General features: G+C 39.8%; 17 protein-coding genes and 1 rRNA gene. 4 read left to right on the top strand and 14 right to left on the bottom strand.

Translation table 11 applies throughout. The annotated features are described in order from the left end of the window. Both T432_RS0103450 and folE read right to left on the bottom strand, forming a co-directional pair. Positions 1-88: ribosomal RNA gene (locus T432_RS0103450) — 16S ribosomal RNA — on the bottom strand; the annotation flags it as partial. Positions 89-503: 415 nt separating this feature from the next. Continuing rightward, positions 504-1,184, bottom strand: a complete 681-nt coding sequence (gene folE / locus T432_RS0103455; RefSeq protein WP_014111610.1) for a GTP cyclohydrolase I — start codon at positions 1,182-1,184, stop codon at positions 504-506. Positions 1,185-1,240: 56 nt separating this feature from the next. Between folE and T432_RS0103460 the strand changes: the two genes are divergently transcribed. Further along, positions 1,241-2,704 (top strand): Rne/Rng family ribonuclease, encoded by a 1,464-nt coding sequence (locus T432_RS0103460; RefSeq protein ID WP_028884194.1) that lies wholly within the window; start codon positions 1,241-1,243, stop codon positions 2,702-2,704. On the opposite strand, the gene msbA is transcribed toward T432_RS0103460, so the two are convergent. After that, positions 2,691-4,478, bottom strand: coding sequence for a lipid A export permease/ATP-binding protein MsbA (gene msbA / locus T432_RS0103465; protein ID WP_028884195.1), 1,788 nt, complete (start codon positions 4,476-4,478; stop codon positions 2,691-2,693). The genes T432_RS0103460 and msbA overlap by 14 nt on opposite strands. A 54-nt stretch (positions 4,479-4,532) precedes the next feature. On the opposite strand from msbA, the gene T432_RS0103470 reads away from it, so the two are divergent. Then, positions 4,533-5,489 (top strand): glycosyltransferase family 9 protein, encoded by a 957-nt coding sequence (locus T432_RS0103470; protein WP_028884196.1) that lies wholly within the window; start codon positions 4,533-4,535, stop codon positions 5,487-5,489. 17 nt (positions 5,490-5,506) lie between these two features. Here T432_RS0103470 and dnaE read toward each other — a convergent pair whose 3' ends face one another. Then, positions 5,507-9,043: a DNA polymerase III subunit alpha gene (dnaE, locus tag T432_RS0103475; protein WP_028884197.1), complete on the bottom strand. Its 3,537-nt coding sequence runs from the start codon at positions 9,041-9,043 to the stop codon at positions 5,507-5,509. A gap of 2 nt (positions 9,044-9,045) precedes the next feature. After that, positions 9,046-12,891 (bottom strand): ATP-dependent RNA helicase HrpA, encoded by a 3,846-nt coding sequence (gene hrpA / locus T432_RS0103480; RefSeq protein ID WP_028884198.1) that lies wholly within the window; start codon positions 12,889-12,891, stop codon positions 9,046-9,048. A 56-nt stretch (positions 12,892-12,947) separates the two neighbouring features. Here hrpA and T432_RS0103485 point away from each other — a divergent pair, with 56 nt between their 5' ends. Continuing rightward, on the top strand, positions 12,948-13,220 hold the full coding sequence (locus T432_RS0103485; protein ID WP_014111616.1) for an oxidative damage protection protein: 273 nt from the start codon (positions 12,948-12,950) through the stop codon (positions 13,218-13,220). 77 nt (positions 13,221-13,297) lie between these two features. Here the strand turns inward: T432_RS0103485 and phoU are convergent, their stop codons facing one another. The 8 genes from phoU to alr form a co-directional block, all read right to left on the bottom strand. After that, complete coding sequence (gene phoU, locus T432_RS0103490) at positions 13,298-14,011, bottom strand: phosphate signaling complex protein PhoU (protein ID WP_028884199.1); 714 nt, start codon at positions 14,009-14,011, stop codon at positions 13,298-13,300. 14 nt (positions 14,012-14,025) lie between these two features. Further along, positions 14,026-14,709, bottom strand: a complete 684-nt coding sequence (rpiA, locus tag T432_RS0103495; RefSeq protein ID WP_028884200.1) for a ribose-5-phosphate isomerase RpiA — start codon at positions 14,707-14,709, stop codon at positions 14,026-14,028. Positions 14,710-14,715: 6 nt separating this feature from the next. Beyond that, entirely contained in the window at positions 14,716-15,522 is an 807-nt protein-coding gene (locus T432_RS0103500; RefSeq protein ID WP_015551819.1) for an ABC transporter permease subunit, read from the bottom strand. Then, positions 15,522-16,433 carry an ABC transporter permease subunit gene (locus tag T432_RS0103505; protein ID WP_028884201.1) on the bottom strand — a complete coding sequence of 304 codons (912 nt, stop codon included), beginning with the start codon at positions 16,431-16,433 and terminating at the stop codon, positions 15,522-15,524. The genes T432_RS0103500 and T432_RS0103505 overlap by 1 nt, the downstream gene beginning before the upstream one ends. Then, a complete protein-coding gene (locus T432_RS0103510) occupies positions 16,430-17,548 on the bottom strand; it encodes an ABC transporter ATP-binding protein (RefSeq protein ID WP_028884202.1) in 1,119 nt (372 codons plus the stop codon). The genes T432_RS0103505 and T432_RS0103510 overlap by 4 nt, the downstream gene beginning before the upstream one ends. A gap of 23 nt (positions 17,549-17,571) precedes the next feature. Further along, a complete protein-coding gene (locus tag T432_RS0103515; protein WP_028884203.1) occupies positions 17,572-18,675 on the bottom strand; it encodes a polyamine ABC transporter substrate-binding protein in 1,104 nt (367 codons plus the stop codon). A gap of 180 nt (positions 18,676-18,855) precedes the next feature. Next, positions 18,856-20,223: a DNA repair protein RadA gene (gene radA / locus T432_RS0103520; RefSeq protein ID WP_028884204.1), complete on the bottom strand. Its 1,368-nt coding sequence runs from the start codon at positions 20,221-20,223 to the stop codon at positions 18,856-18,858. After that, on the bottom strand, positions 20,210-21,379 hold the full coding sequence (gene alr, locus T432_RS0103525; protein WP_028884205.1) for an alanine racemase: 1,170 nt from the start codon (positions 21,377-21,379) through the stop codon (positions 20,210-20,212). Before alr ends, radA begins: the two co-directional genes overlap by 14 nt. Positions 21,380-21,441: 62 nt before the next feature. On the opposite strand from alr, the gene T432_RS0103530 reads away from it, so the two are divergent. Beyond that, positions 21,442-22,308, top strand: coding sequence for a phytoene/squalene synthase family protein (locus T432_RS0103530; protein ID WP_028884206.1), 867 nt, complete (start codon positions 21,442-21,444; stop codon positions 22,306-22,308). Here T432_RS0103530 and thrC read toward each other — a convergent pair. After that, positions 22,297-23,724: a threonine synthase gene (gene thrC / locus T432_RS0103535; protein ID WP_028884207.1), complete on the bottom strand. Its 1,428-nt coding sequence runs from the start codon at positions 23,722-23,724 to the stop codon at positions 22,297-22,299. The two genes, T432_RS0103530 and thrC, sit on opposite strands and share 12 nt — an antisense overlap. Positions 23,725-23,731 lie beyond the last annotated feature (7 nt).

A 23,731-nucleotide genomic window follows, 5' to 3' on the forward strand; every position in this document is an offset into this window, starting at 1 on the left:
AGCAAGCTTCCCTATGCTGCCGTTCGACTTGCATGTGTAAGGCATTCCGCTAGCGTTCAATCTGAGCCAGGATCAAACTCTTCAGTTCAATTCCTGCTATATTTATATCGCTTACTTTTATTGCTTAAAACTTCAAAAAAAAGAATTAACTTCTCAATTAAGACTTCACCTATAAACCACTCTCTTTTTATTATTGGTCATAAGCAAAAATCTCTCTTGCTCTTATCTACTCTCTTTTTCTCTTCACATTTATAAGCGTAAGACTTGATGTATTAAAACCTAACATTTAACAAAATCAAGTACCCACACTTATCGGCTGTATTAATTTTTAAAGAACATTTTTTTCACTTACAGAATTAAAGATAAATAAATATCTCTCTCTGTAAAACTGAAAGATTGCTATTATTGCAAAAATTTTACTACCTTGTCAATAAGAAATTAAAAGCCAGATTTTTGCCCCTAAATAAAGCCCATTTTTGTAGCTTTTTTTATACGAAATTGTTTTAGGCTATTAAGGATAAAAATTCTTTTCGCAAATCAGAATTAGTCAAAAAACAACCACGCATCACGCTATTGGTCATCTTGCTATCTGAATCCTTAACCCCACGCCATTTCATGCAATAGTGATCAGCCTTCATAATCACCGCAATCCCCTTCGGATTTAATTTCTGCTCTAGAATTGCCGCTAATTGCATGATAGCTTCTTCTTGTATTTGCGGTCTATGCATTACCCAATGAGCTATTCGTGCATATTTCGATAGCCCAATCAAATTTGAATCTTTATGCGGCATAACTCCAATCCAACATTGTCCCATGATTGGGCAAAAATGGTGTGAGCACGCACTCCTTATAGTGATAGGGCCAACCACAATTAGCTCATTTACACTTTCGATATTAGGAAACTCTGTCACAGCTGGCATTGGCTCATAGCGACCTGCAAATATCTCACGCACATACATTTTTGCGACGCGTTTTGCTGTCTCGTTAGTATTATGGTCAGATTCAGTATCTATAACAAGGCTCTCAAGTACTGCTTTGAATTTCGACTCTACTTCGTCTTGTAATTGAGCTATTTCGTCCTCGTTTATAAATTCAGAAATATTATCGTTAGCATGAAAACGCTTGCCCGCCGTTTGAATTCGCTCGCGTATAACATCTGATATGTATTTTGTGTTTTGGCTCATTGCATGCCCTTATGCGTATAATTGAATAATTGTACGATATGAATATTTTTTCTGGAATGAGTGAGCAGATTTTTATAAATACTAGTGACTTTGAGACTCGCGTTGCCATTGTGGATCAAGGTGTGCTTCAAGAATTGCATATAGAGCGTGACAGTCAGAAAGGAGTAGTTGGCAATGTTTACGTAGGCAAAATCACTCGTATTCTCCCGAACCTTCAGAGTGCATTCGTTAATATTGGCTTAGACAGAAACGCCTTTATGCATGTGGGAGATTTGCAGGAGACTAGGATTGCGCGGCAGAACTCGGAGGCATTGCCAAAGATAGAAAAGCTATTTTTCGAAGGGCAAACTCTATTAGTCCAAGTCATAAAGGACCCAATCAAAGACAAGGGTGCAAGGCTAAGTAATCAGATTAATATTGCGGGACGTATTATGGTGTATATGCCTTATAACGAGCATATTGGCATATCGCAGCGAATTGAAGAAGAGTCTGAACGTGAGCGACTAAAAGAATGGGTACAAAATTTGCGACCGAATGAAGATAAGGGCGGGTACATAATTCGAACATTTGCTGAAACGTGTACTGAAGCGGATCTCAAGCGAGACATGTATTATTTGCATCTGCAATGGGAAGCTATACAAAATCAAGCGAAAAACGCTAAAGCCCCAAAGCTTGTGTATGAAGAGTTAAGCCTTAAGCACCGCGTAATGAGAGATTTTGCGAACGATGATACTGAAAGCATAGAGATAGATTCAAAGACTCAATTCAATGAGCTTGTAGAATGGTGCTCTCTATATACACCAGCCGTTACAAACAAATTAAGTCCCTATACTGCAAGCCGCCCAATATTCGATTTAAATAGCATTGAGGAAGATATCGAAATAGCCCTATCTCAAAGAGTCGAACTTCCCTCTGGCGGATATTTGATATTTGACTCTACCGAAGCACTTACATCAATAGATGTGAATACTGGCAGTTTCCTAGGGTCACGAAATTTCAACGACACTATCTTAAAAACCAATCTAGAAGCGTCTCTTGAGATTGCAAGACAGCTGCGCTTGAGAAACATTGGTGGCATTATCATAATAGACTTTATCGATATGTCGGACGAATCACATAAAGAGCAAGTGCTTTGCTCTTTAAAAAATGCGTTGGCACGCGATCGTGTGCGTACTACGGTTAATGATTTTTCTAGTTTCGGCTTAGTTGAGATGACGCGTAAGCGTGCTCACAGCTCACTCTCGTCCATGCTTATGGAACCTTGCCCTACATGCGAAGGTCGTGGCTCTGTTAAGACCGCAAAAACTATTGTCTACCAAATTATGCGAGAGATTCAAAGAGAAGCTAAGCTTTTTGATCCAAAGGAATTTCGTCTTATTCTATCTCCATCGGTTTTGGACCTATTCTTAGATGAAGAATCGCATTATTTCACAGCCTTAAGCGATGCCATCGGCAAGCCGATTTCTCTTGAGGTCGATGATTTATACAATCAAGAGGATTACGATATTATTCTTTGCTAGTGAGTTTTGCGTGCGATGCAAGATTCGAGTACATACCGCCGCTTTGCATTAATTCTTCATGCGTTCCAGATTCTATAACACGCCCATTATCCAAAACATAGATTACATCCGCATTTTTAATTGTAGATAATCGATGTGCGATAACAAATGTTGTGCGGCCCTGCATAAGCGAATCAAGCGATTCTTGAACAAGTTTTTCAGATTCATTATCTAGTGCGGAGGTCGCTTCATCAAGTAGAAGCAGTGGCACATTTTTAAGTAATGCTCTTGCGATGGCAATGCGCTGGCGTTGGCCCCCTGATATCCATGCACCATTCTCTCCTACCATAGTCTGTAAGCCCTCAGGCAAGCTTTTCACAAATCTATCCAAATTAGCTGCCATCACAACTTTTTCGATTTCATCCGTGCTAGCCTCTGAATTACTTCCGTAGGCAATATTCTCTGCCAATGTTCCATCAAACAAAAACACATTCTGACCAACAAGGGCCATCTGATTACGCAGGCTAACTAAATCGTAATCTTGCAGTTCAACCCCATCTATAAGAACCGCACCCGATGTAGGTTCAATAAAACGTGGAATTAAATTCATAAGAGTAGTTTTACCCGCCCCAGAACGCCCTACAAATGCCACCGTCTGCCCTGCTTTCACTTTAAAGCTTAAACCATCGAGTGCATTCGATTGCGTGTCTGGAAACCTAAAACAAACATTGCGAAATTCAATTTCTGAATTAGGCCCGAACTTAAGCTCACGAGAACCCCGCGAGACTTCTTTTGGCGAATCTATAAGCTTAAATACGCTCTCAGTAGCCATCATCATGCGTTGAGCTTTTGCTGTGATATGAGTAAGTCTTTTTATAGGATCAAAAACCTGAGCTAGTGCCGTTATGTAGGCAATGAATGTGCCTACAGTCAGGCTGCCGTCTTTGCTCTGATTTAATGCAAGAGCAATAACAAAGGCTACCGATATCGATAAAATCCATTGAGTTAACGGAGACATTGCCACCTCGGCGGTAGCAATTTTCATAGCCTGATGTCTTAGGCTTGAATTAACACGATCAAATCGCTCATTCTCCGAGCGCACTCCATTAAAAAGCTTTATTATTCGCGAGCCATCAATTCCTTCGCGTATGATTTGCGTAAGCACGGCATTTACATCGATATTTTGTCGATTAATTTTGCGAAGTCGGCGGGCGAAAAAACGACCAACCAAAATCGAAGGAGGAAACACCACGATAATAATAAGCGTCAACTGCCACGATAAAAACAAAAGCAAAAACAAGATCCCAAAAATAACCGAAATCTCTTTTACGACTGTTGTAATGACTTCCGTAGCATTTTGCGTCACCTGCGTGGCATCGACCGTAAATCGATTTAAAAGACGGCCCGAGTCGCCTTTATTAAATTCTGTATCAGGCAACAAAACCAAGCTTGCAAACATATCCTTACGCAAAGTAAACAATACTTTATTTGCGACATAAGCCATAAGGTAACCACCACCAAAATTAGCTACACCGCGGATTAGCATAAGAATTACAACAGCAACAGGAATCAGGATTATGTAATCATCTTCATGACCCAAGAACCCCTCATCTAAAAGCGGCTTCATAAGATATGCCATAACTGGCTGAGTGACTGAGCCAATAAGCATCAGAATAAGCCCCGATATCCAATAACCCCAATAACGCCCGACTCTTTTATAAAGTCGCACCCATAGAGTTCTATCCACGGCTTGGGATCCATCTTTTATATCGTTTTTATTCTTAAAAAATGCCAAGAGCCTTCTCGCAAATATAAAATATCACCTTATTATATTCTTAGCTGTGGAAATATGAAGGCATTGCCACCTGAAGTGATTTATGTACGTCTACCGAATTGGGTAGGCGATGTTTGTATGTGTCTGCCTGCTCTTGATCTTGTATTAAAGACTGGCTGCGAAATAGTCGTATGTGCAAGACCGTGGGCACGAGACCTTCTTAAGGGATATGCACTTGCAGATTTTATCGAATACGATGGTAAATGGCAGGTCGAATCCAAAAAAATACACGAACATAAAAAACAGTTTAAGCATAAAGTAGTCTACGGCCTAATCTATCCACGATCGATAAGCAGTGCATTGGCATTTACGCTTGCAGGGATTAAGAGTGCGGGCTACACAGGTGATGCACGCGGCCTTCTATTGAAATGGAAATTTCACCCTAACCCAAGCCATGTTCATTTTGTAGAAAAATGGTATTTCCTCACTCTTGAAACTCTAAAAAAATGGGGATTTTCAATAGAGTCAGAAACGCCGCCAAACCAGCTTCAATACACAATTCCAGCTGATTCACTCTCACGTGCTCTTAAAGTTTTGGGCTCACAACAATCGTCTCAAAAAACCATTCTTATCGCCCCGACCGCTGTCGGAAAAATCGATGGTGCATCTAAAGTTTGGCCGCACTACGACGCTCTCACAAAAGCATTGCAGAATCGTGGATTTAGAGTCGTGATGTGTCCTCCGATTTCCGAAAAAAATGAAGCCGAATCTAAGGCCCCCACTGCAGAAATCCTAGACCCACTCTCGCTATCAGAATATGTAGCTCTCACATCGATTGTGGATGGCGTAATAGCAAACGACTCTGGAGCATCGCATCTTGCTAGTTTGGGTGCACGCAATCAAATCGCACTTTTTGGAGTGACCGACCCTGCTGTTGGAGGGCCTCGTAGCGCAAATGCTCCTAAATTGGGTTCCTTGGGGGCATGGCCGTCTTTAGAAGATGTGCTTTCTGCCGTTGATAAGTGGCAATAATCCCGCCCTCATCAAAATTAATAAACAACTCTGTGTTTGAGTTTTGCGTAATCCATTTTTTCAATTAGCTTTTCATCAAGACGCACATTCCAATCTGAACCCAACTTAAAGGCACATGAATACTCGTTATCCTGTGTATAGATCACATGAACACTTACCCCGGGTAGATTATTTTCAGGGGCTCCTCTAAACGGAGCCAATATTTTTTTAAATTCATCAAAAGCAAAACCGTTTTTCACTTCTATCTCTATTTGTCGAGCCCAATTTTCGCGTGCAGTTTGATAATCAAATATGGCTTCTGCCGTATATCTCATACGATTTACAAAAGAATTAAATTTTGCATTTGCCTGAATGACCAGAAGGGAATCCTTTTTGATTCGCGATTTGAAATTTTCATAGATATGAGGTGGGCACAAAATCTCTATGCTTCCAGATCCATCATCAATCGTTAGGAAAAACAGACGATTATCTCCCCTATCTGATTTTTTACTAATCGTAGATCTAATATCGGTAAGCACTCCTGCAATAGTTACTTGACCTTGGGTGTTTTCTAAATTCTTAATAGGGGTTTTGATAAATTTTCTAACCTCTGACTTCCAGATACCAAATAAATCACTACTAAAGTAAAAGCCTATGGATTCTTTCTCCGCTTCTAGCACTTCTGCTAGTGTCCATTCTTTAATGCCCTTTGGTTCAGGAACTTCAATGGCCGCATCATCACTGTCTCCAAATAAATCTCCTTGATTTTTGTTTTCCTCTTCCTGATTTGCTGCTTGAAAACAATCATCAATCATAGCTATGAGCAAAGCACGATTAGTATGTAGAACATCCATTGCCCCTGCCTTGATAAGAGCCTCTATAGCCCGTCTTGAGACAATATTTCTATCTACGCGACGTATTAAATCTGCGAAATCTTTAAAGGCCCCACCCTCTTCACGAGCTCTTACAATTTCTTCTACAACATTTTGACCGACCCCCTTAATCGCACCTAACCCATATCCAATTGTTTTTGGTGGCAATCCTTTCGCCGACTCTTCATCTCGCACTGGCTCAAATCTATAGTTTGATGTATTGATATTAGGTGCTAAAAGTTTTAGGCCATTTAATAAACAATCCTCCCAGAATATCTCTACCTTATCGGTATCGTTCATATCCGAGGTCATGGTTGCTGCCATAAATTCAGCAGGATGATAAGTTTTAAGCCATGCCGTCTGATAAGCAATTAAGGCATATGCTACCGAGTGCGATTTATTAAAACCGTAACTAGCAAACATCTCCATTAAATCAAATAGCCTTGTTGCAAGCTCAGCTTTGTAACCACGCTCTAATGCACCGTTTACGAAAATCTCTCTTTGTCGAGCCATCTCATCATGCTTTTTCTTACCCATGGCACGACGCAAAATATCCGCACCTCCAAGAGAATATCCACCAATTATTTGTGAAATCAGCATCACCTGTTCTTGATAGACAATTACTCCATAAGTTGGTTTAAGAACAGACTCAAGATCCTTATGGAAATAATCAACTGTGGCCCTTCCATGCTTGCGGTCAACGAAATCATCGACCATACCAGAGTCAAGAGGCCCTGGCCTAAACAAAGCAAGAACCGCAACTATATCCTCAAATGTGCTCGGCTTAAGCTTCATAAGCAAATTTTTCATGCCATCCGACTCAAGCTGGAAGACGGCGGTTGTATTTCCATCGGAGAGAAGTTTATAAGTCGCTTTATCATCAAGCGGCAGTCGCTCAATATCAAAATCTTTCTGTGCCTCGTTATACTCCTTAACATATCGCACAGCCCAATCTAAAATCGTCAGATTTCGCAGCCCAAGAAAGTCAAACTTAACTAAACCAACATCTTCAATATCGCCCTTATCGTATTGAGAAACGGCCGATGAGCTGCCAGGTAATTTGTAAAGTGGCGTAAAATCCGTCAATTTACTGGGGGCAATGAGCACGCCTCCAGCATGGGTCCCTGTATTACGCGTCAATCCCTCTATTTTCAATGAGTGGTCGATAATCATTTTGATATCGCTTCCCGTTTTTTCAGAATCGTTATACATATTCTGAATTTCAGGAATCTCATCAAGAGCTCTTTGTAATGTGTATGGGTCGGCTGGCACATGTGGAATTGATTTTGAGAGCTGATCGCAAACCGCATATGGCACTTGTAAAACACGACCCACATCGCGTACAACGGCTTTAGCTCCTAATGTACCAAAAGTGACGATTTGACTTACGGCATCAAGACCATATTTCTCTTTAACGTAGTCAATGACTTTTTCGCGATTGTCCTGACAGAAGTCAACATCAAAATCGGGCATGGACACCCTTTCAGGATTTAAAAACCGCTCGAATAGTAAATCGTATTGCAAGGGGTCAAGTCCCGTAATTCCAAGCGAATATGCAACCAATGAGCCAGCACCAGAGCCCCTTCCAGGCCCAACGGGTACTCCATTATTTTTACCCCAGTTAATAAAATCTTGAACAATAAGAAAATATCCCTCAAAGCCCATAGAAATAATCACATCTATTTCTTTTGAAAGACGCTCTTGATAAATAGGTGCTTTTTCGCGTCGATCATTTTCATCTGGATATAGAAACTGAAGCCTCTTTGCAAGCCCTTCTTGAGCTAAGAGTACAAAATGCTCCTTAACCGTGACTTCAGGTGGCGTTGGAAAAATTGGAAGCTGAGGCTTACCAAGCTGTAAAGTCACATTACATCGCTTTGCAATTTCAATAGTATTGTGAATTGCAGAAGGCACATCCGCAAACAATTCACACATCTGTTGAGAAGTGTAAAAATACTGTTGAGGCGTAAAGCGATGCGGCCTTTTCGGGTCATTTAAAATCTCCCCTCTGGCAATGCACACGCGTACATCATGATCATCAAAATCCTCAGCCTCCAAAAATTGAATCGGGTGCGTAGCAACCACAGGAACACCATGTTTTGCGGCCAGCTGCACGGCCAGCTCCGTATATTTTTCTTTGATTGCACCTCTTGATGATAGCCGCCCCGAGGCTTCAGGGAATTCACGTTGAATTTCTAAATAAAAGCCATCAGGAAAACGTGCCACCCAATCTTCCAAAAGCTTAGGCGCCGTCTCAGGTTTATTTAGCAATGCCTGCCCTATATCCCCATCTACAGCACCAGACAATGCAATTAACCCTTCAGTATCAGAAAGCCATTCTTTTTTTAGCCTAGCAATGTCTTGCCCATCATTTTCTATCCACACCTTAGAGATAATCTCACATAGCCTTAAATATCCCTTGTTATTAGTGGCAATGATCACAAGTCTATGTGCCTCTCCTGCCCCCGTCGCAGTATCAAGCATAAAATCACATGCAACTATCGGCTTAATTCCCTTTTTGCGTGCACCCTTATAAAATTTTACAAACCCAAATAGGTTTGCTAAGTCCGATATGGCTATGGCTGCTTGTCCCAATGAAGCCACTTTTTCTAATAAGTCATTGATTCTAATTGTGCCGTCAAATACGGAAAATTCTGTGTGACATCTAAGGTGTACAAATTTTGAAGGGTCAGGTGTATTCATCTTTAATTATTAATTTGTGTCCAAGCTTTCTCCAGTCTTTTAGCTGACACAGGATATGGCGTTTTGAGTTCTTGCGAAAATAAAGCCACACGTAATTCCTGCAACATCCAAATAAAATCATTTAATTTCGGGTCAGGTTGGCCCCTAAGCTCGGATAGCTTTTTATTAATTTTATTCTGAAAATTTCTTATTTCATTTAAGTTTTTAGAATCCCGATTAATATCACGAAGAAGCTTATCAGTTCTAGCTATCGCTGATTTCAAATATCGTGGAATCTGCTGAAGAGCTTTAAAAGGGTGTCGCATTAAAAAATCATTGGACACTAAAAATTCCAAGTTTTGTTTTATGTCTATATAAGCTTCCTCGATTTGCTTCGCATCAGAATTTTTCGCCCCTTTTGCGAAAAAGACTTTAAGCCCTTGCATCTTTTTTTCTAGCTGCTTGTAAAGATCTAAAATCTGCTCTAGCAAAATAGAAATTTCGTTAATAATAAGACCAAGCTTTTCTTTCGCTTGAATTTTGCGTGCCTCAAATTGCTCCTTATCTTGTGGCAATGCCTCCGCCATAGCACTCTGTCTTAAAGCCGCTTCAATAATTTGATCTATCAATTCCGCTTGAGTACCAAGATTCATAAACATAAGACCTAGTCTATCAATATTCGGTATATTCTTTTTCCAATACTTAATCTGCTCATTTAATCCTATATAAAAAAGTCTAAGCACACCCTTGAAATGCACTTGCATTGCCATCTCAGGGGTATCATAAACGTCAATAGAACAATGCGTCCCCTCATCAACTAAAGCTGGATAACCCACCAAAGACTCCCTATTTTTGCGGATCTCCATAATTTCAGGCAAAACTCCAAAGCTCCAGTCAACAATTTGTGAATCCGTATTTATATTCGTTTGCGACAGATTTTTCTGAGCCAGTTTTTGAAAGCTATGCAACGATTGATCCGCATGTTCAGCCTTAAGTTGAGCTAGATTGCGTCCTGCCGAAAGCATACGTCCATAAGTATCGACAACCTTAAATATCATATGCATATGAGCTGGAAGATTCTCTGTCTTAAAATCCTCGCGAGCAATGCGAACCTTTCTGCTCTGCCATGCATGATCGATAATTGCGTCGATCAAATCCTTTTTAGGCTCCTTTAACTGTGCTTCGTGAGCAAGATAAAATTCCCTCGCATACTCTGGAATCGGCACAAGATGACGCCTTATTTTCTGTGGCAATGTCTTCGCTAATAACTGCACCTTCTCCTTCAACATGCCTGGTACAAGCCATTGCGTAGTTTCCTGATTAATTTGACTTAGTGCATAATCTGGCACCGTGACCGTCACCCCATCTTTTGGAGATCCAGGTTCAAAATGATACCTGGCAGAAAGCTCGACACCTGAATACATAAGTTTTTTAGGGAAATATTCTGTGGAAACCCCCTCAGCACTATGTTGCATCAAGTCTTCTTTAATAAGAAATAGACTTTTTCTCTCAGCCTCATTAAGCTTTTTATGCCACGCCTCAAGACTTGCAGTTTGGCTAATATCCTGAGGAATTTTGCTTGCATAAAACTCATATATCAAAGCATCGTCCACAAGAATATCCTTTCTGCGCGACTTATGCTCCATATGCTCAATCTCTTTAATAAGATTTAAATTATGCTCCACAAACGGAATACGTGCTTGCATATCACCAGGGACTAAAGCCTCGCGAATAAATATCTCACGTGCATGCTCAGGATTGATGCGTCCGTAATGCACCTTACGCCCCTGATAGATTTGTAGCCCATATAGCGTTGCACGCTCATTTGCAACGACCTGCCCTCGCTTAAAATCCCATCTCGGATCGCTCCAGTTTTTTTGCAATATATGCGTGGCAATGCCCTCGACCCATCGAGGATCAATTTGTGCCACCACTCTCGCATAAATTTTGCTTGTCTCTACAAGTTCTGCCGCCATCACCCATCGACCTGCTTTTTTCTGCATACCTGACAATGGATGGATTAGGAATTTTACGTTTCTCGTTCCTTGATAAAAATTTGGGTCTGTCTCGCTTTTTGTACCTATGTTTCCTAACAATCCCGTAAGTAAGGATTTATGAATTTGCTCATAAGTCGCCTCAGATTCGAGCACCGTCCATTTTCGCTCTTTAACTATAGTAAGAAGTTGATTATGGATATCTATCCACTCACGCATGCGAAGAGGTGAAACCATATTTTTCTTAAGTTCGTCGTTAAATTTACGATTGGAGATTTTGTTTGCGTGAAGGTCCCAGTACCATTGCCACAATTTAAGGAAAGACATAAATTCAGATTTCTCGTCCTTAAATTTCGCATGCAATTGATCACTTTTATTTTTCTGATCGTAAGGTCTCTCGCGGGGATCGGCCACACTCAAAGCAGATGCAATAATCAATATTTCTTTTAAGCAATTGTTTTGCCGACCAGCTAATATTATGCGAGCAATTTTCGGGTCTAATGGCAATTGTGCAAGAGACATACCAACGTGCGTGAGATATGTTTTTTCATTCTGCTGACCAGAAATTGCACCTAACTCATGTAAGATCTGATATCCATCGGCGATGGCACGACTTGTCGGACTCTCAAGGAAAGGAAACGCAGCTACATCCCCTATACGCAAGGATTTCATCTGCAAGATAACAGATGCAAGAGATGATCTTAATATTTCAGGGTCAGTAAATTCAGGACGACGTAAGAAATCTTCTTCATCATAAAGTCGTATACACACCCCTGAGGCTACACGACCGCAACGGCCCGCCCTTTGGTTAGCCGAAGCACGAGATATTTTCTCTATATGCAGTTGTTCGACTTTGTTTCGCCAAGAATATCGCTTCACACGTGCAAGACCAGAGTCGACTACAAACCGTATGCCTGGAACTGTAATGGATGTCTCAGCCACATTAGTGGCCAATATTACTCGTCTGGCTGATGTAGTTGGTTTAAAAATTCGCTCCTGATCATTTTGCGATAACCTAGAAAAAAGTGGCAAAACCTCTAATCTCTCAATCTGTCTTCTATTCACCGCATCAAACAATGCATCCGAAGCTTCCCGAATTTCTCTCTCGCCTGGAAGAAAGACGAGAATGTCTCCGCCCCCTTCTCTTGTGCATTCATCAACTGCACGAACTATGCCATCCTCTAGAGGCTCCTTATCCTTGTCGTTTGCGGGATCATTGCCATCTTCAAGTGGTCTCTCAGACTCAAGTGGTCTATAGCGAATTTCAACTGGATAGAGCCTTCCAGACACTTCAATTACAGGGGCAGGAACTCCAGAGGAAGATTTAAAATGCTCAGAAAATTTAGCAGCATCAATAGTAGCGGATGTAATTATGACCTTAAGATTAGGACGTTTAGGAAGTATTGACTTTAGTAAGCCAAGCAAAAAATCGATATTTAAACTTCTCTCATGAGCCTCATCAATGATTATTGTGTCGTATTTTTTAAGAAGCCTATCCGATTGCGTTTCAGCAAGCAAAATACCATCGGTCATCAACTTGACTTTGGTATCAGCGGAACTTTTATCCTGAAAGCGAACCTGATAAGCCACATCATTAATCCGCGAAGGTGCAAGTTCCTCGGATATTCTTTTGGCGACTGAAATGGCCGCTATTCTTCTAGGTTGAGTGTGGCCGATTATGCCTTTGGTACCACGTCCCATTGCCAAACACAATTTAGGAAGCTGCGTAGTTTTACCTGACCCAGTCTCACCACTTACGATTACGACCTGATGTTTTTTGATTAATTCAGAGAGTTCTTTTAGCTTCTGATTTACAGGAAGAGAGGAATTAAATTTAATCCCATTAAGCACAATATCTTGAGGGGAATTAAGCATTAAAAATTATATGAATTAAAATGTTTGTTTTAATAAAAGATTATAGAGGTTTCAGTATGAGCAGAACCGTTTATTGCGTGAAATTGAAACAGGAACTACCTGGTTTAGATTATCCACCATACCCAGGCGAACTCGGAAAAAGAATTTATAAAGAAATTTCTCAGGATGCATGGAAATCTTGGATGGATGTTCAAACACGATTAGTTAACGAAAACAGACTGAATCTTGCAGATGCACGTGCTCGTAAATACTTGCAAGCTCAAATGGAGAGTTATTTATTTGAAGATGCGGACATAGAAGCACAAGGTTATGTCGCACCTAGAATTTAAAGTGGATAAATATAAAAGAGGCTCACAATTGCTATTAGAATTATGAGCCCTATATGCAAGAGCAAATACTTAAACAATTACTCTTCCTCGGAATCACCCTTAGCTATTTGCTCAGCATATTTAACGCCTTCGTGACGTACATCTTCGCCATGAACTAAGTAGATAATTCTCTCAGCTATATTTTTCATATGATCGCCAATACGCTCAATTGAACGAGCTATGAAAATATGATCGATGAATTCAGTTGTACGACGTGGATCCTCAATAAGAAAACTACTTAGAGTGCGAAGCATATTTTTCCACTCTTTGTCCACCATTTTGTCTGAACGTACAACCTCTGCCGCCTTAACTACATCACGACGTGAATAAGCTTCAAATACGTTATCTATCATTTGAAGAACTAAGATACCCATATGACGCATATCAACTAGAGGTTCATAACGTACACCTGATTCATGCAATTTACGTGCTATCTTAACGATTTTTTCACTTTCGTCTCCTGCACGTTCCAAATCAGTAATCATTTTAAGATTTGAAACCATAAAGCGAAGGTCAATTGCTGTGGGTTGATGGATGGCAATGCTTTCTGCGATTTGTTTATCGAGTTGTTTTTCAAGTGAATTTACTTCTTTTTCTGATTGCAAAACACGCTCAATAGTTTCGCCGTCACCTGAATCAATAGCAACTAATGCATCCTTAACCATTGATTCAACAATCCCGCCCATACGAATAATTCCAGAACGAATTGATTCGATATCTTGGTCAAATTTTTTGAGAGTATGCTCAGTCATTTTTAACTCCTAAGTCACTTATTAAGTTTTAAAGTTTGGACACCTTTTTGACTAGAAACAAGTGCCAATTCTGGTGGTCTTAGTGCAAAGAAACCGCAACAGACTACCCCGGGAATCTGATTAATGGTGGTCTCAAGCTCTCTTGCATCAGAGACTGAAAATCCTGATACATCAAGGATAAGATTCCCATTATCAGTTATAAAACCTTCACGCAAATGAGCTTCACCTCCTAGGCTTGCTAGTTTACGTGAAACCACAGCTATAGCCATCGGAATTACTTCAATTGGAAGCTTAAAAGCACCCAATTTATCTACTAGTTTAGACTCATCAGCAATGCAAATGAAATACTCTGATGCCGATGCTACAATTTTTTCACGCAACAAAGCACCACCTCCGCCTTTTATTAGATGAAGGTTGGGATTAATTTCATCAGCCCCATCAACATACACCTTAATTGTTTCACGCATATTTAAGTCGACTACAGGAATACCGAATTTCTTCAGTAATTCTTCGCTTCTTACAGAGCTAGCAACCGTATCGCGAAACTTATCTTTATGAGGTGCTAAAAGCTCTATAAACAAATTTGCGGTGGAACCTGTACCTACACCAACAGTATCTTGAGGGCTGACCATCTTAAGAACATGATCTACAGCTGCAGCTGCAACTTCACGTTTAAGTTCGTCTTGAGTCTTGGACATTACAAACTACTCCGTAATCCGAGATTTTTTAACTTGAATTCTATTTGCAATTATAACTAGAGCACCTATTCCAACAACTAATATCGTAGCCAAAGCATTAACCTCTGGTTTCACACCAAGCCTTACTCTAGAGAAAATTTCAATTGGTAAAGTTGTATATCCAGGTCCATTTAAAAATGAAGCAATAACCACATCATCAAGAGATAATGTGAAAGCCAAAAGCCAAGCAGACACAACAGCTGGTGCAATCATCGGAAGAGTAATGGAGAAGAATACTTTAAGTGGTGTAGCACCCAAATCTAGTGCCGCATATTCAATAGAAGTATCCAATTCTCTAACACGAGTAGATACAACTACAGCCACATATGCAATACATAAAGTCACGTGTCCAAGCCAAATCGTAAAAACCCCATTTGCCTCGGGAAATCCAGTTATAGTTCGTAATTCAATAACCATTAGTAGTACTGAAATACCCAAAATCACATCTGGAATAACAAGTGGTAGGTTTAACATACCGATAAATAAGGCAAATCCCTTAAATGGCCCTTTTCGCACCAAAACATATCCAGCCCATGTCCCAATTAACGTAGCCATAGTTGCTGATAAAACTGCAATTTTTATAGAAAGCCAAGCTGCTCTCAGTAGTGCTTCATCTTGAAATAAATCTTTATACCAACGTAAGGAAAATCCAACCCATGAAGATGTCAATGCAGAATCATTAAATGAATATGCAATTAAGCTTATGATTGGAATATATAAAAAAGCAAACCCAACACCCAAAGCCAGCCATTTAAATAATCTATAAGGAAACATTAATTATTCTCCTTAAATAGTTTTGTCTGGTTCATTTGGTAAATTACTAGCGGAATTAATAGAATCAAAATCATCACTATAGCCACAGCGGCAGCAGCTGGCCAGTTTGCATCAGTAAAATACTGATCCCACATCACACGACCAATCATATATGTGTCAGTACCCCCTAAAAGCTCAGGAATTACATATTCACCTACAGTTGGGATAAACACAAGCATAGCCCCAGAGATAACACCTGGCATAGATAGTGGCAATGTCACGTTAAGAAATGCACTAAATGGCTTAGCCCCAAGGTCGTAAGCCGCATCTAAGAGCGTTTGATCAAGCTTTAGTAGATTGGTATAAAGTGGCAATATAAAGAATGGCAGATACGTATAAACAAGCCCGATATACACCGCAATATCAGTACGATAAATTTCAAGAGGACTATCTATAATACCTAACCAAAGCAAGAAATTATTTAACAAACCTTCATTTCGCAAAATACCAATCCATGCATATACACGAAGAAGCAATGATGTCCAAAACGGCAAAATCACTAGCAACATTAGTATATTTCTTACACTCTCCTTAGAGCGAGCAATGTAATAAGCCATTGGATATCCAATCAACACACAAAGAATCGTGGTGATTGCAGCCATCTTTAATGAACTCAAATAAGCTCTAATAAATAGACTGTCTGTAAAGATAGTTACGTAGCTCTCAAAATGAAGAGTTAAATTCAAAATCCAATCTTGAAATTGAATCAAAGGTGAATACGGAGGCTGACCAAATAGTGACTCTGAAAATGAGATTTTTAGAACTATAAAAAAAGGCACCAGTAAGAATAAAACCAACCAAGCAAAAGGAGGAATTATTGCGATATAGTCCTTTTTAGGTTTGTTCAAAGAAAGTTTATTTTTCTTTTTCATGATGGCAATACCGTACCACTATCAGGTCCCCATGTAACATACACTTCATCGTCTATGCCAGGAGGCTCCTCAGTACCAATACGTGAATTAGACATATTAACGTCAATGATTTTTCCTGTATCAAGTCGTATTTGGTATCGCATATATGACCCCATCCACGCAACGTGATTTACTATGCCGTGACCGACATTAACTTCATCTTCGGGATGATCGACCAAAATGCGAATATTTTCTGGACGCACAGAAACATAAACTTCCATACCAAGTGGCTCAGAAATACCATGGCTTACATACATAGGTTTCATCAAATCCTCAGATTCGATAACTACGTGGTCTGGTTCATCTACAACAATGGTTCCAGTAAATATATTTGTTGAACCGATAAAGCCTGCAACAAACTGTGAGTTCGGGAAAGTATAAACATCATGAGGAGTTCCTGACTGCACGATATCGCCGTCAGTCATAACTGCAATTCTATGAGCCATAGTCATAGCTTCCTCTTGATCATGTGTAACCATAATACAAGTCACACCCACTTCCTCAAGAATTTTAACTAATTCGATTTGCGTTTTTTCACGGATTTTCTTATCTAGGGCCGACATAGGCTCATCAAGAAGGAGCAATTTTGGCCTTTTAACAAGACTTCTAGCTAAAGCTACGCGCTGTTGCTGACCGCCAGATAATTGAGCAGGTTTGCGGCGAGCAAAACTAGCCATTTGAACTAAATCAAGAACCTCAAAAACTCTATCATGAATTTCGCTTTTTGCGATACCTTCTTGCTTAAGACCAAAGGCAACATTTTGCTCAACCGTCATATGTGGAAATAATGCATATGATTGGAACATCATATTAACGGGACGTTTGTAAGGTGGAACATTCGATATATCCACACCATCAACATAAATTTGACCAGAAGTAGGCTGCTCAAATCCAGCAAGCATCCTAAGAATCGTTGATTTACCGCTTCCCGAACTTCCGAGAAGTGCAAATATCTCATGACGCTTTATAGAAAGATTAACTGAATTAACCGCAACTGTCTCACCGAAAATTTTTACTACATCAACGAGTTTTACAAACTCATCCTGATCAACGGGTACAACACGCCCCTCTTCCATATGATATTCCTCTATCTAAACGCTTATTTACCAGCTTTAAGATCAGCCCACAATCTAGTCTCAAGACGCAAAATCTTAAGCGGTTGTGGTTTGATTACGAATAAAGTTTTGTTAACTTCTTCGTCAGGATAAAGTTGTTTGTTTTCTGCAATTTCTTTCTTGATGAATTGTCTTGCAGTTGCATTAGCGTTCGGATAGAACATCTTATTAGTAATCGCTGCGTGCACTTCAGGAGTTTCGATATAGTTGATAAAAGCATGAGCTTCATCTACGTTTTTCGCATCTGCAGGAATAGCCATAGTGTCAAACCAAACAGGTGCACCGCCTTTAGGTATAAAGTAATTTACTTCGAAAGATTTTTTCGCCTCTTTTGCACGATCCGCAGCAATCATTACATCACCGTTAAATCCATAAACCATGCATAAATCACCCGCAGCTAGCTCATTGATAAATCCAGATGAACTAAATTGACGAATATATGGACGGATTTTTTTCAGTACTTCGAATGCTTCACGAATATCTTTCTCGTTACTTGAGTTAGGATCTTTTCCGATATAGTGAAGTACTGCTGGCAATACCTGTGCAGGCTCATCTAGAAGTGAAATACCGCACTCTTTAAGTTTCGCTGCATTTTCAGGTTTAAACAACATATCCCAGTTAGCAAAATCAACATCATCTCCAAAAATAGCTTTAACTTTATTAATGTTATAACCAAGACCATTTGTACCAAATCCCCATGGAATCAAATAATTATTACCTGGGTCAACCTGTGCCACAACAGCCATAATTTCAGGATCTAAATGTTTGAAATTAGGAATTTTAGATTTATCTAAAGGTTGTAAAAACTTGCCCTCAATATAACGAGCGGCATAGTGAGTTGAAGGAGTAACAACGTCGTATCCTGAATTGCCTGCTAAAAGCTTAGCTTGAACAATATCGTTTGTATCGAAGGTATCATATCTAACTTTAATACCTGTTGTTCGCTCAAAACCTGGTAGAGTATCGTCTGCTAAATACTCAGCCCAGTTATATACGTTTACGACTTTATTTTGCGCAGCGACTGGTGCAAGTGCACCCACAACTAGTGCCGCTGTTACCGCTATTTTGCCAAGGAAATTCTTTTTCATTGGGTGACCCCTCCAAAATAGTGATTGTTAAAAGAATCATAATAATAAGGCAATTAGATAAATTCATTACCCTTTTTTACAATTAATTGCCCTTTTTAGACTTTTTTACCACAAATGCGAATCCCTTTCTAATATGCATGCCTACATAATCTTGAGAGGATTGGGGGGTAGAAATTTTGCCTAACGAATAAATTCTAAAACTTCTGATAGGCGTGACATTGGATACACTTTGATACCCTTAATTTCTTTTTTAGGTTCATTATGCTTAGGAACAAGGGCCATCTTAAACCCTAGTTTGGCCGCTTCCCTAAGTCGCTCCTGGCCCCTTGGAGAAGGGCGAATTTCTCCACCTAGACCTACTTCTCCAAAAGCCACTAGCCCCACTGGCAATGGCTTGTTTCGCATCGACGATATGATTGCTAGCACAACAGCAAGGTCCGAAGCCGTCTCCTTGATACGAACCCCACCCACAACATTTACAAAGACATCTTGGTCATATGTTGGGATATTCGCATGACGTGACAAAATCGCTAATAACATGGCAATGCGATTGCTATCTAAGCCTATGGTCAATCTTCTAGGATTTGGAATATGTGCATTATTTACTAGAGATTGAATCTCAACGAGTAAAGGACGTGTGCCTTCCTGCGTAACCATTACACATGAGCCCGTAACATCAAATGAATGTTGAGATAAAAAAATAGCCGATGGGTTGGCAATGCCTCTGAGCCCTCTGTCCGTCATTGCGAAAACACCAAGCTCATTTACTGCACCAAAGCGGTTTTTAAATGCACGAATTAATCTATGCGTTGAATCCGACTCACCTTCAAAATACAAAACGCAATCGACTATATGCTCAAGCACTCGTGGTCCCGCAAGAGTACCATCCTTAGTTACATGACCAATTAAAACCATCGCAATACCAGCCTGTTTGGCTACTCTTGTAAGTTGAGCTGCACACTCACGAACCTGTGAAACAGAACCTGGAGCCGAATTTAATTCAGCTGAAAAAATAGTTTGTATCGAATCAATAACAAGTACCGAAGGTTTAAAAGAATTAATTGATGAGAGAATTTTTTCTAATTGAATTTCAGGCAAAAGAGAAATTCTTTCTGTTGGTAATTCGAGCCTATGAGCACGCATAGCAACCTGTTCAGCAGACTCCTCACCGCTTACATATAAAACATTTTGATTTGAAGATAGATTTGCAATTGCTTGAATAAGTAAAGTGGATTTACCAATTCCAGGGTCACCGCCTAAAAGCACAACACCCCCAGGGACTAATCCACCTCCAAGAACGCGATCAAATTCTGAAATTCCTGTGCTAAATCTAGTTATTTCCGAAGTTGCAACTTCAGATAGATTTTGGATAATTGAGCCTGTGCCCTGAGCAGCTAAATGCGTAAATCTGTTTGATGAACTTGTAACAGGAGTTTCTTTAAACTCAACCATAGAATTCCAAGTTTGGCAATGCGGACACTGCCCCTGCCATCTGATACTAGTTCCACCACATTCCTGGCAAACGTACTGCGTCTTAGCTTTGGCCATTATCTAGAACCTTCGGAACCCGCGGAGTAATTCCACATATAAGCTCATAGCTTATTCTTCCACACATCTGAGCTGCCTCATCGATATTTGGACCTCCCTCACCCCACAATACCACAGGAGTACCGATATTTGCCTCAGGAATATGCGAAATATCGATAGCAATCATATCCATTGAAACTCTTCCAGCTAATTTAGCACGCTTTCCAAGCACTCCAACTTCAGTCTCATTAGTGGCACTTCTTGGATACCCATCTGCATAGCCACATGCAACAACCGCAATACGACAGTCTTTTGTGGCTGTAAATTTAGAACCATACCCCACAGAATCCCCTGCTTTTAAATTTTGTATAGCGATAATTTCAGCAACTAAAGACATGGCTGGTTTGAAATTATGGACCACATTTTGCTCGTTTAAATTTGGAAAATATTGACTTCCATACAAAACTGACCCAGGACGAATCCAGTTTTCTGTGGCAATGCCTGCGAATCTAGGATATCTAACACAGGCAGCAGAATTGCATAAACTTACTGGAACCTCATGCCCCCCTAAATTCATACAATTTTTAACGAACTCCTCTTCGATTCGAAACACTTCGGCATCACGATTATCTGTATCCGCATTGGCGAAATGCATCATTGAACCAATAGATTTTATAAGCCCAGTCGATTTAAATTCAGCAAGCTGCTCATAAACCTTTTGAGCCTCAGAAGGTTTAAAACCTAATCGATTCATGCCCGTATTAAATTTAATAAAAAGATTCACAGGTTTAAAACCGCGGGAAATTAATCTAGGCAACTCTTCCTTTAAAAAATTTATTTGATAGGGACTATGAATGGCAGTTGAAACACTTAAATTCAACATAGTCTCGATATCTGATTTATGAAAAAATCCTTCAAGCAAAAGGATATCTTGGGTCACACCATTTTTTCTAAGAACTGCCGCATCCTCAAGATCGATCATTCCAAAACCATCCGCATCCTTAAATCCTTCCATGGCGGCGGCCAATCCATGCCCATAAGCATTAGCCTTAATAACAGCTAAACGATTAATAGTCTTATTTTGATTTTCAGGATGAGCTTTTACACTTGAAGTAATGATTTGTAAATTATGAGCCATATTATTAGTGTGTAAAATGGCTTTAATTGGACGTGACAAGATTTAATCCTTTAATATTATTTCTAAATCGAATAATTATATATCTACGAAAATCGCTAAAAATGGCTGAAAACCCTAGTCTAACCCCGCAAGAACAAGTAATAAACGAGAAGACGTACAAATATCCAAGTGAGGAACACTTTGCTTTTCTTTACGTAGAAGAAGAAAAGAAGAATGCTATCCGAACTATCTACGCCGTATTTAACGATATTAAAAACATACTCTACACACAAACAGAAAGCAATGTTGCTAGGCTGAAATTGTCCTGGTGGAAAGATGCAATAGGGAGACTATATGCATCTGAAGATAAATATCATAATCACCCCCTAAGTCAAGCACTATTGCCGCTCATAAGAAGATATGATTTAAAGCCACAGTTTTTCCTAAATATTATTGAGTCCGTAGAGATGGACCTAACACATCATCGATATTTAGATTTTCAAAGCCTTAATCGATTCTTCACATTGCAAAACGGCTCTATGTTTTGCCTAATCTCGCAAGTGCTAGGTCCTACGACACCAAACACAATAAAGTATGCACAAAAATTAGGAGAAGCTAAACAATATATCGATACCCTAGCCTCAATGGGATTGGATGCATCACAAGGTCGCATATATGTACCCATGGACTATCTACGTGAACATGGAGTGACAGCAAATCATTTCCTAAAATCCACACAAGAAGCAACGCAGGGCACACTTAAAGAAAAACTCATAAAAGATGCAACTAAAAAATTAAATGAAGCTAATGAATTGCTAAAGGAGATGGACGGGAGCATTGCCACCCAAATAAAGAGCATGACAGCTTTAGGGCATATGGGGCGTGCAAAGCTTAAGAAAATAAAAAAAGGCGATCCATTCAAAAATGAAATCGCCCTCTCTGCTCTTCAAATGCTTATGATTTCAAGCAAAACATGGCTACGCATGTGAAGCGATATACTCCTTCACAGCATCGACAGAATTATCCATCACAATATCATGACGCTTTTTATCGAGCAGGTCAGCAAATCGCTCAGGAATCGCTGCAGGCTTACCTAAAGCCTCCGCTATGGTCGGTCCAAATTTAGCAGCCAATGCAGTTTCAGCAACAAACATAGGCGTATCCGTGTCCATAAATTCAGAAGCCACTTTAACGCCATCTGCTGTGTGTGGGTCAAGCGTATAAGCTGTTTGCTCGTAAAATCCCTTAATTGTGGCAATGCGATCCTGATGTGAACTCATACCTGCTTTAAACGCATATCTCAAAGCGATCTCATCCTTATATTCGGATAAATCGAAACTACCATCAGAACTAAGTTTTGCCCAATACTCATTTAATTTTTCCGGATTGCAATCGAGCAAAAAATAAACAAAGCGCTCGAAATTAGACGCTTTTGATATGTCCATGGATGGACTTGAAGTCGAATATGTCTGCTCTGGGCTGCGAGGCTTGTAAACACCTGATTTAAAGAAATCCTCAAGAACATTATTCTCGTTAGTAGCTACGATTAGGTTTCTTAGAGGTAGTCCCATCATCTTAGCGATTTGTGCTGCAAGAATATTTCCGAAATTTCCTGTTGGGACAGTTATATCAATTTGGTAGTTGGTTTTTTCACCATCTCTAGGTGCACTCGCACACCAAGCCCAGAAATAATACACAATCTGAGCTGCAATACGGGCAAAATTAATTGAATTCACTGCTGCGATATGGTGTTTTTTCTTAAAGTCTAAATCACCATTAATGGTTTTTACGATATCCTGGCATTCATCAAAAACACCTTTTACAGATAGGTTATTAATATTCGGATCCTCAAGTGTATACATCTGAGATTTCTGAAATTCACTCATGCGACCATATGGAGATAGCATAAATACTTGAACGCCTTTTTTTCCTTTAAATGCATATTCAGCCGCAGAGCCAGTGTCTCCAGATGTCGAGCCTAAAATATTGACGTGAGTATTTCGTTTAGTAAGAACATATTCAAAAAGATTCCCTAATAATTGCATTGGTAAATCTTTAAACGCAATGGTAGGCCCTTCCGATAAGCCTAAAAGATAAAAATTCTCTTTTCCTTTATAGGTGAATTTTTTAAGTGGAACGATATCTGCACTATTAAAAACACTTTTATTGTAAGTGTTATTTACTATTTTGGATAAATCCTCTTTTGGAATATCCGTTATATAAAGTGGCAATATTTCCATAGCCAGCTCAGGATACGATAATCCCACCCAACTATTTAAAGTAGCTATATCTATTTTTGGAATACTCTCAGGCACATAAAGCCCACCATCAGAAGCTAGCCCCTCTATCAAAATATCGCAAAATTCTGCTGGCTGTGCACCACCTCGAGTAGATATATACTTCATAATGTCT

The sequence above is a fragment of the Taylorella asinigenitalis ATCC 700933 genome (genome assembly GCF_000687755.1).
Taxonomy (GTDB): domain Bacteria; phylum Pseudomonadota; class Gammaproteobacteria; order Burkholderiales; family Burkholderiaceae_B; genus Taylorella; species Taylorella asinigenitalis.

What these genes read in the sequence shown, in the direction of transcription:
- phoU (WP_028884199.1), bottom strand. Translation starts at nt 14,011, where the DNA reads ATGACTGAGCATACTCTCAAAAAATTTGACCAAGATATCGAATCAATT.
- rpiA (WP_028884200.1), bottom strand. Translation starts at nt 14,709, where the DNA reads ATGTCCAAGACTCAAGACGAACTTAAACGTGAAGTTGCAGCTGCAGCT.
- T432_RS0103530 (WP_028884206.1), top strand. Translation starts at nt 21,442, where the DNA reads ATGGCTGAAAACCCTAGTCTAACCCCGCAAGAACAAGTAATAAACGAG.
- T432_RS0103470 (WP_028884196.1), top strand. Translation starts at nt 4,533, where the DNA reads ATGAAGGCATTGCCACCTGAAGTGATTTATGTACGTCTACCGAATTGG.
- folE (WP_014111610.1), bottom strand. Translation starts at nt 1,184, where the DNA reads ATGAGCCAAAACACAAAATACATATCAGATGTTATACGCGAGCGAATT.
- T432_RS0103500 (WP_015551819.1), bottom strand. Translation starts at nt 15,522, where the DNA reads ATGTTTCCTTATAGATTATTTAAATGGCTGGCTTTGGGTGTTGGGTTT.
- T432_RS0103460 (WP_028884194.1), top strand. Translation starts at nt 1,241, where the DNA reads ATGAGTGAGCAGATTTTTATAAATACTAGTGACTTTGAGACTCGCGTT.
- T432_RS0103485 (WP_014111616.1), top strand. Translation starts at nt 12,948, where the DNA reads ATGAGCAGAACCGTTTATTGCGTGAAATTGAAACAGGAACTACCTGGT.
- T432_RS0103510 (WP_028884202.1), bottom strand. Translation starts at nt 17,548, where the DNA reads ATGGAAGAGGGGCGTGTTGTACCCGTTGATCAGGATGAGTTTGTAAAA.
- thrC (WP_028884207.1), bottom strand. Translation starts at nt 23,724, where the DNA reads ATGAAGTATATATCTACTCGAGGTGGTGCACAGCCAGCAGAATTTTGC.
- T432_RS0103505 (WP_028884201.1), bottom strand. Translation starts at nt 16,433, where the DNA reads ATGAAAAAGAAAAATAAACTTTCTTTGAACAAACCTAAAAAGGACTAT.
- dnaE (WP_028884197.1), bottom strand. Translation starts at nt 9,043, where the DNA reads ATGAATACACCTGACCCTTCAAAATTTGTACACCTTAGATGTCACACA.
- hrpA (WP_028884198.1), bottom strand. Translation starts at nt 12,891, where the DNA reads ATGCTTAATTCCCCTCAAGATATTGTGCTTAATGGGATTAAATTTAAT.
- T432_RS0103515 (WP_028884203.1), bottom strand. Translation starts at nt 18,675, where the DNA reads ATGAAAAAGAATTTCCTTGGCAAAATAGCGGTAACAGCGGCACTAGTT.
- radA (WP_028884204.1), bottom strand. Translation starts at nt 20,223, where the DNA reads ATGGCCAAAGCTAAGACGCAGTACGTTTGCCAGGAATGTGGTGGAACT.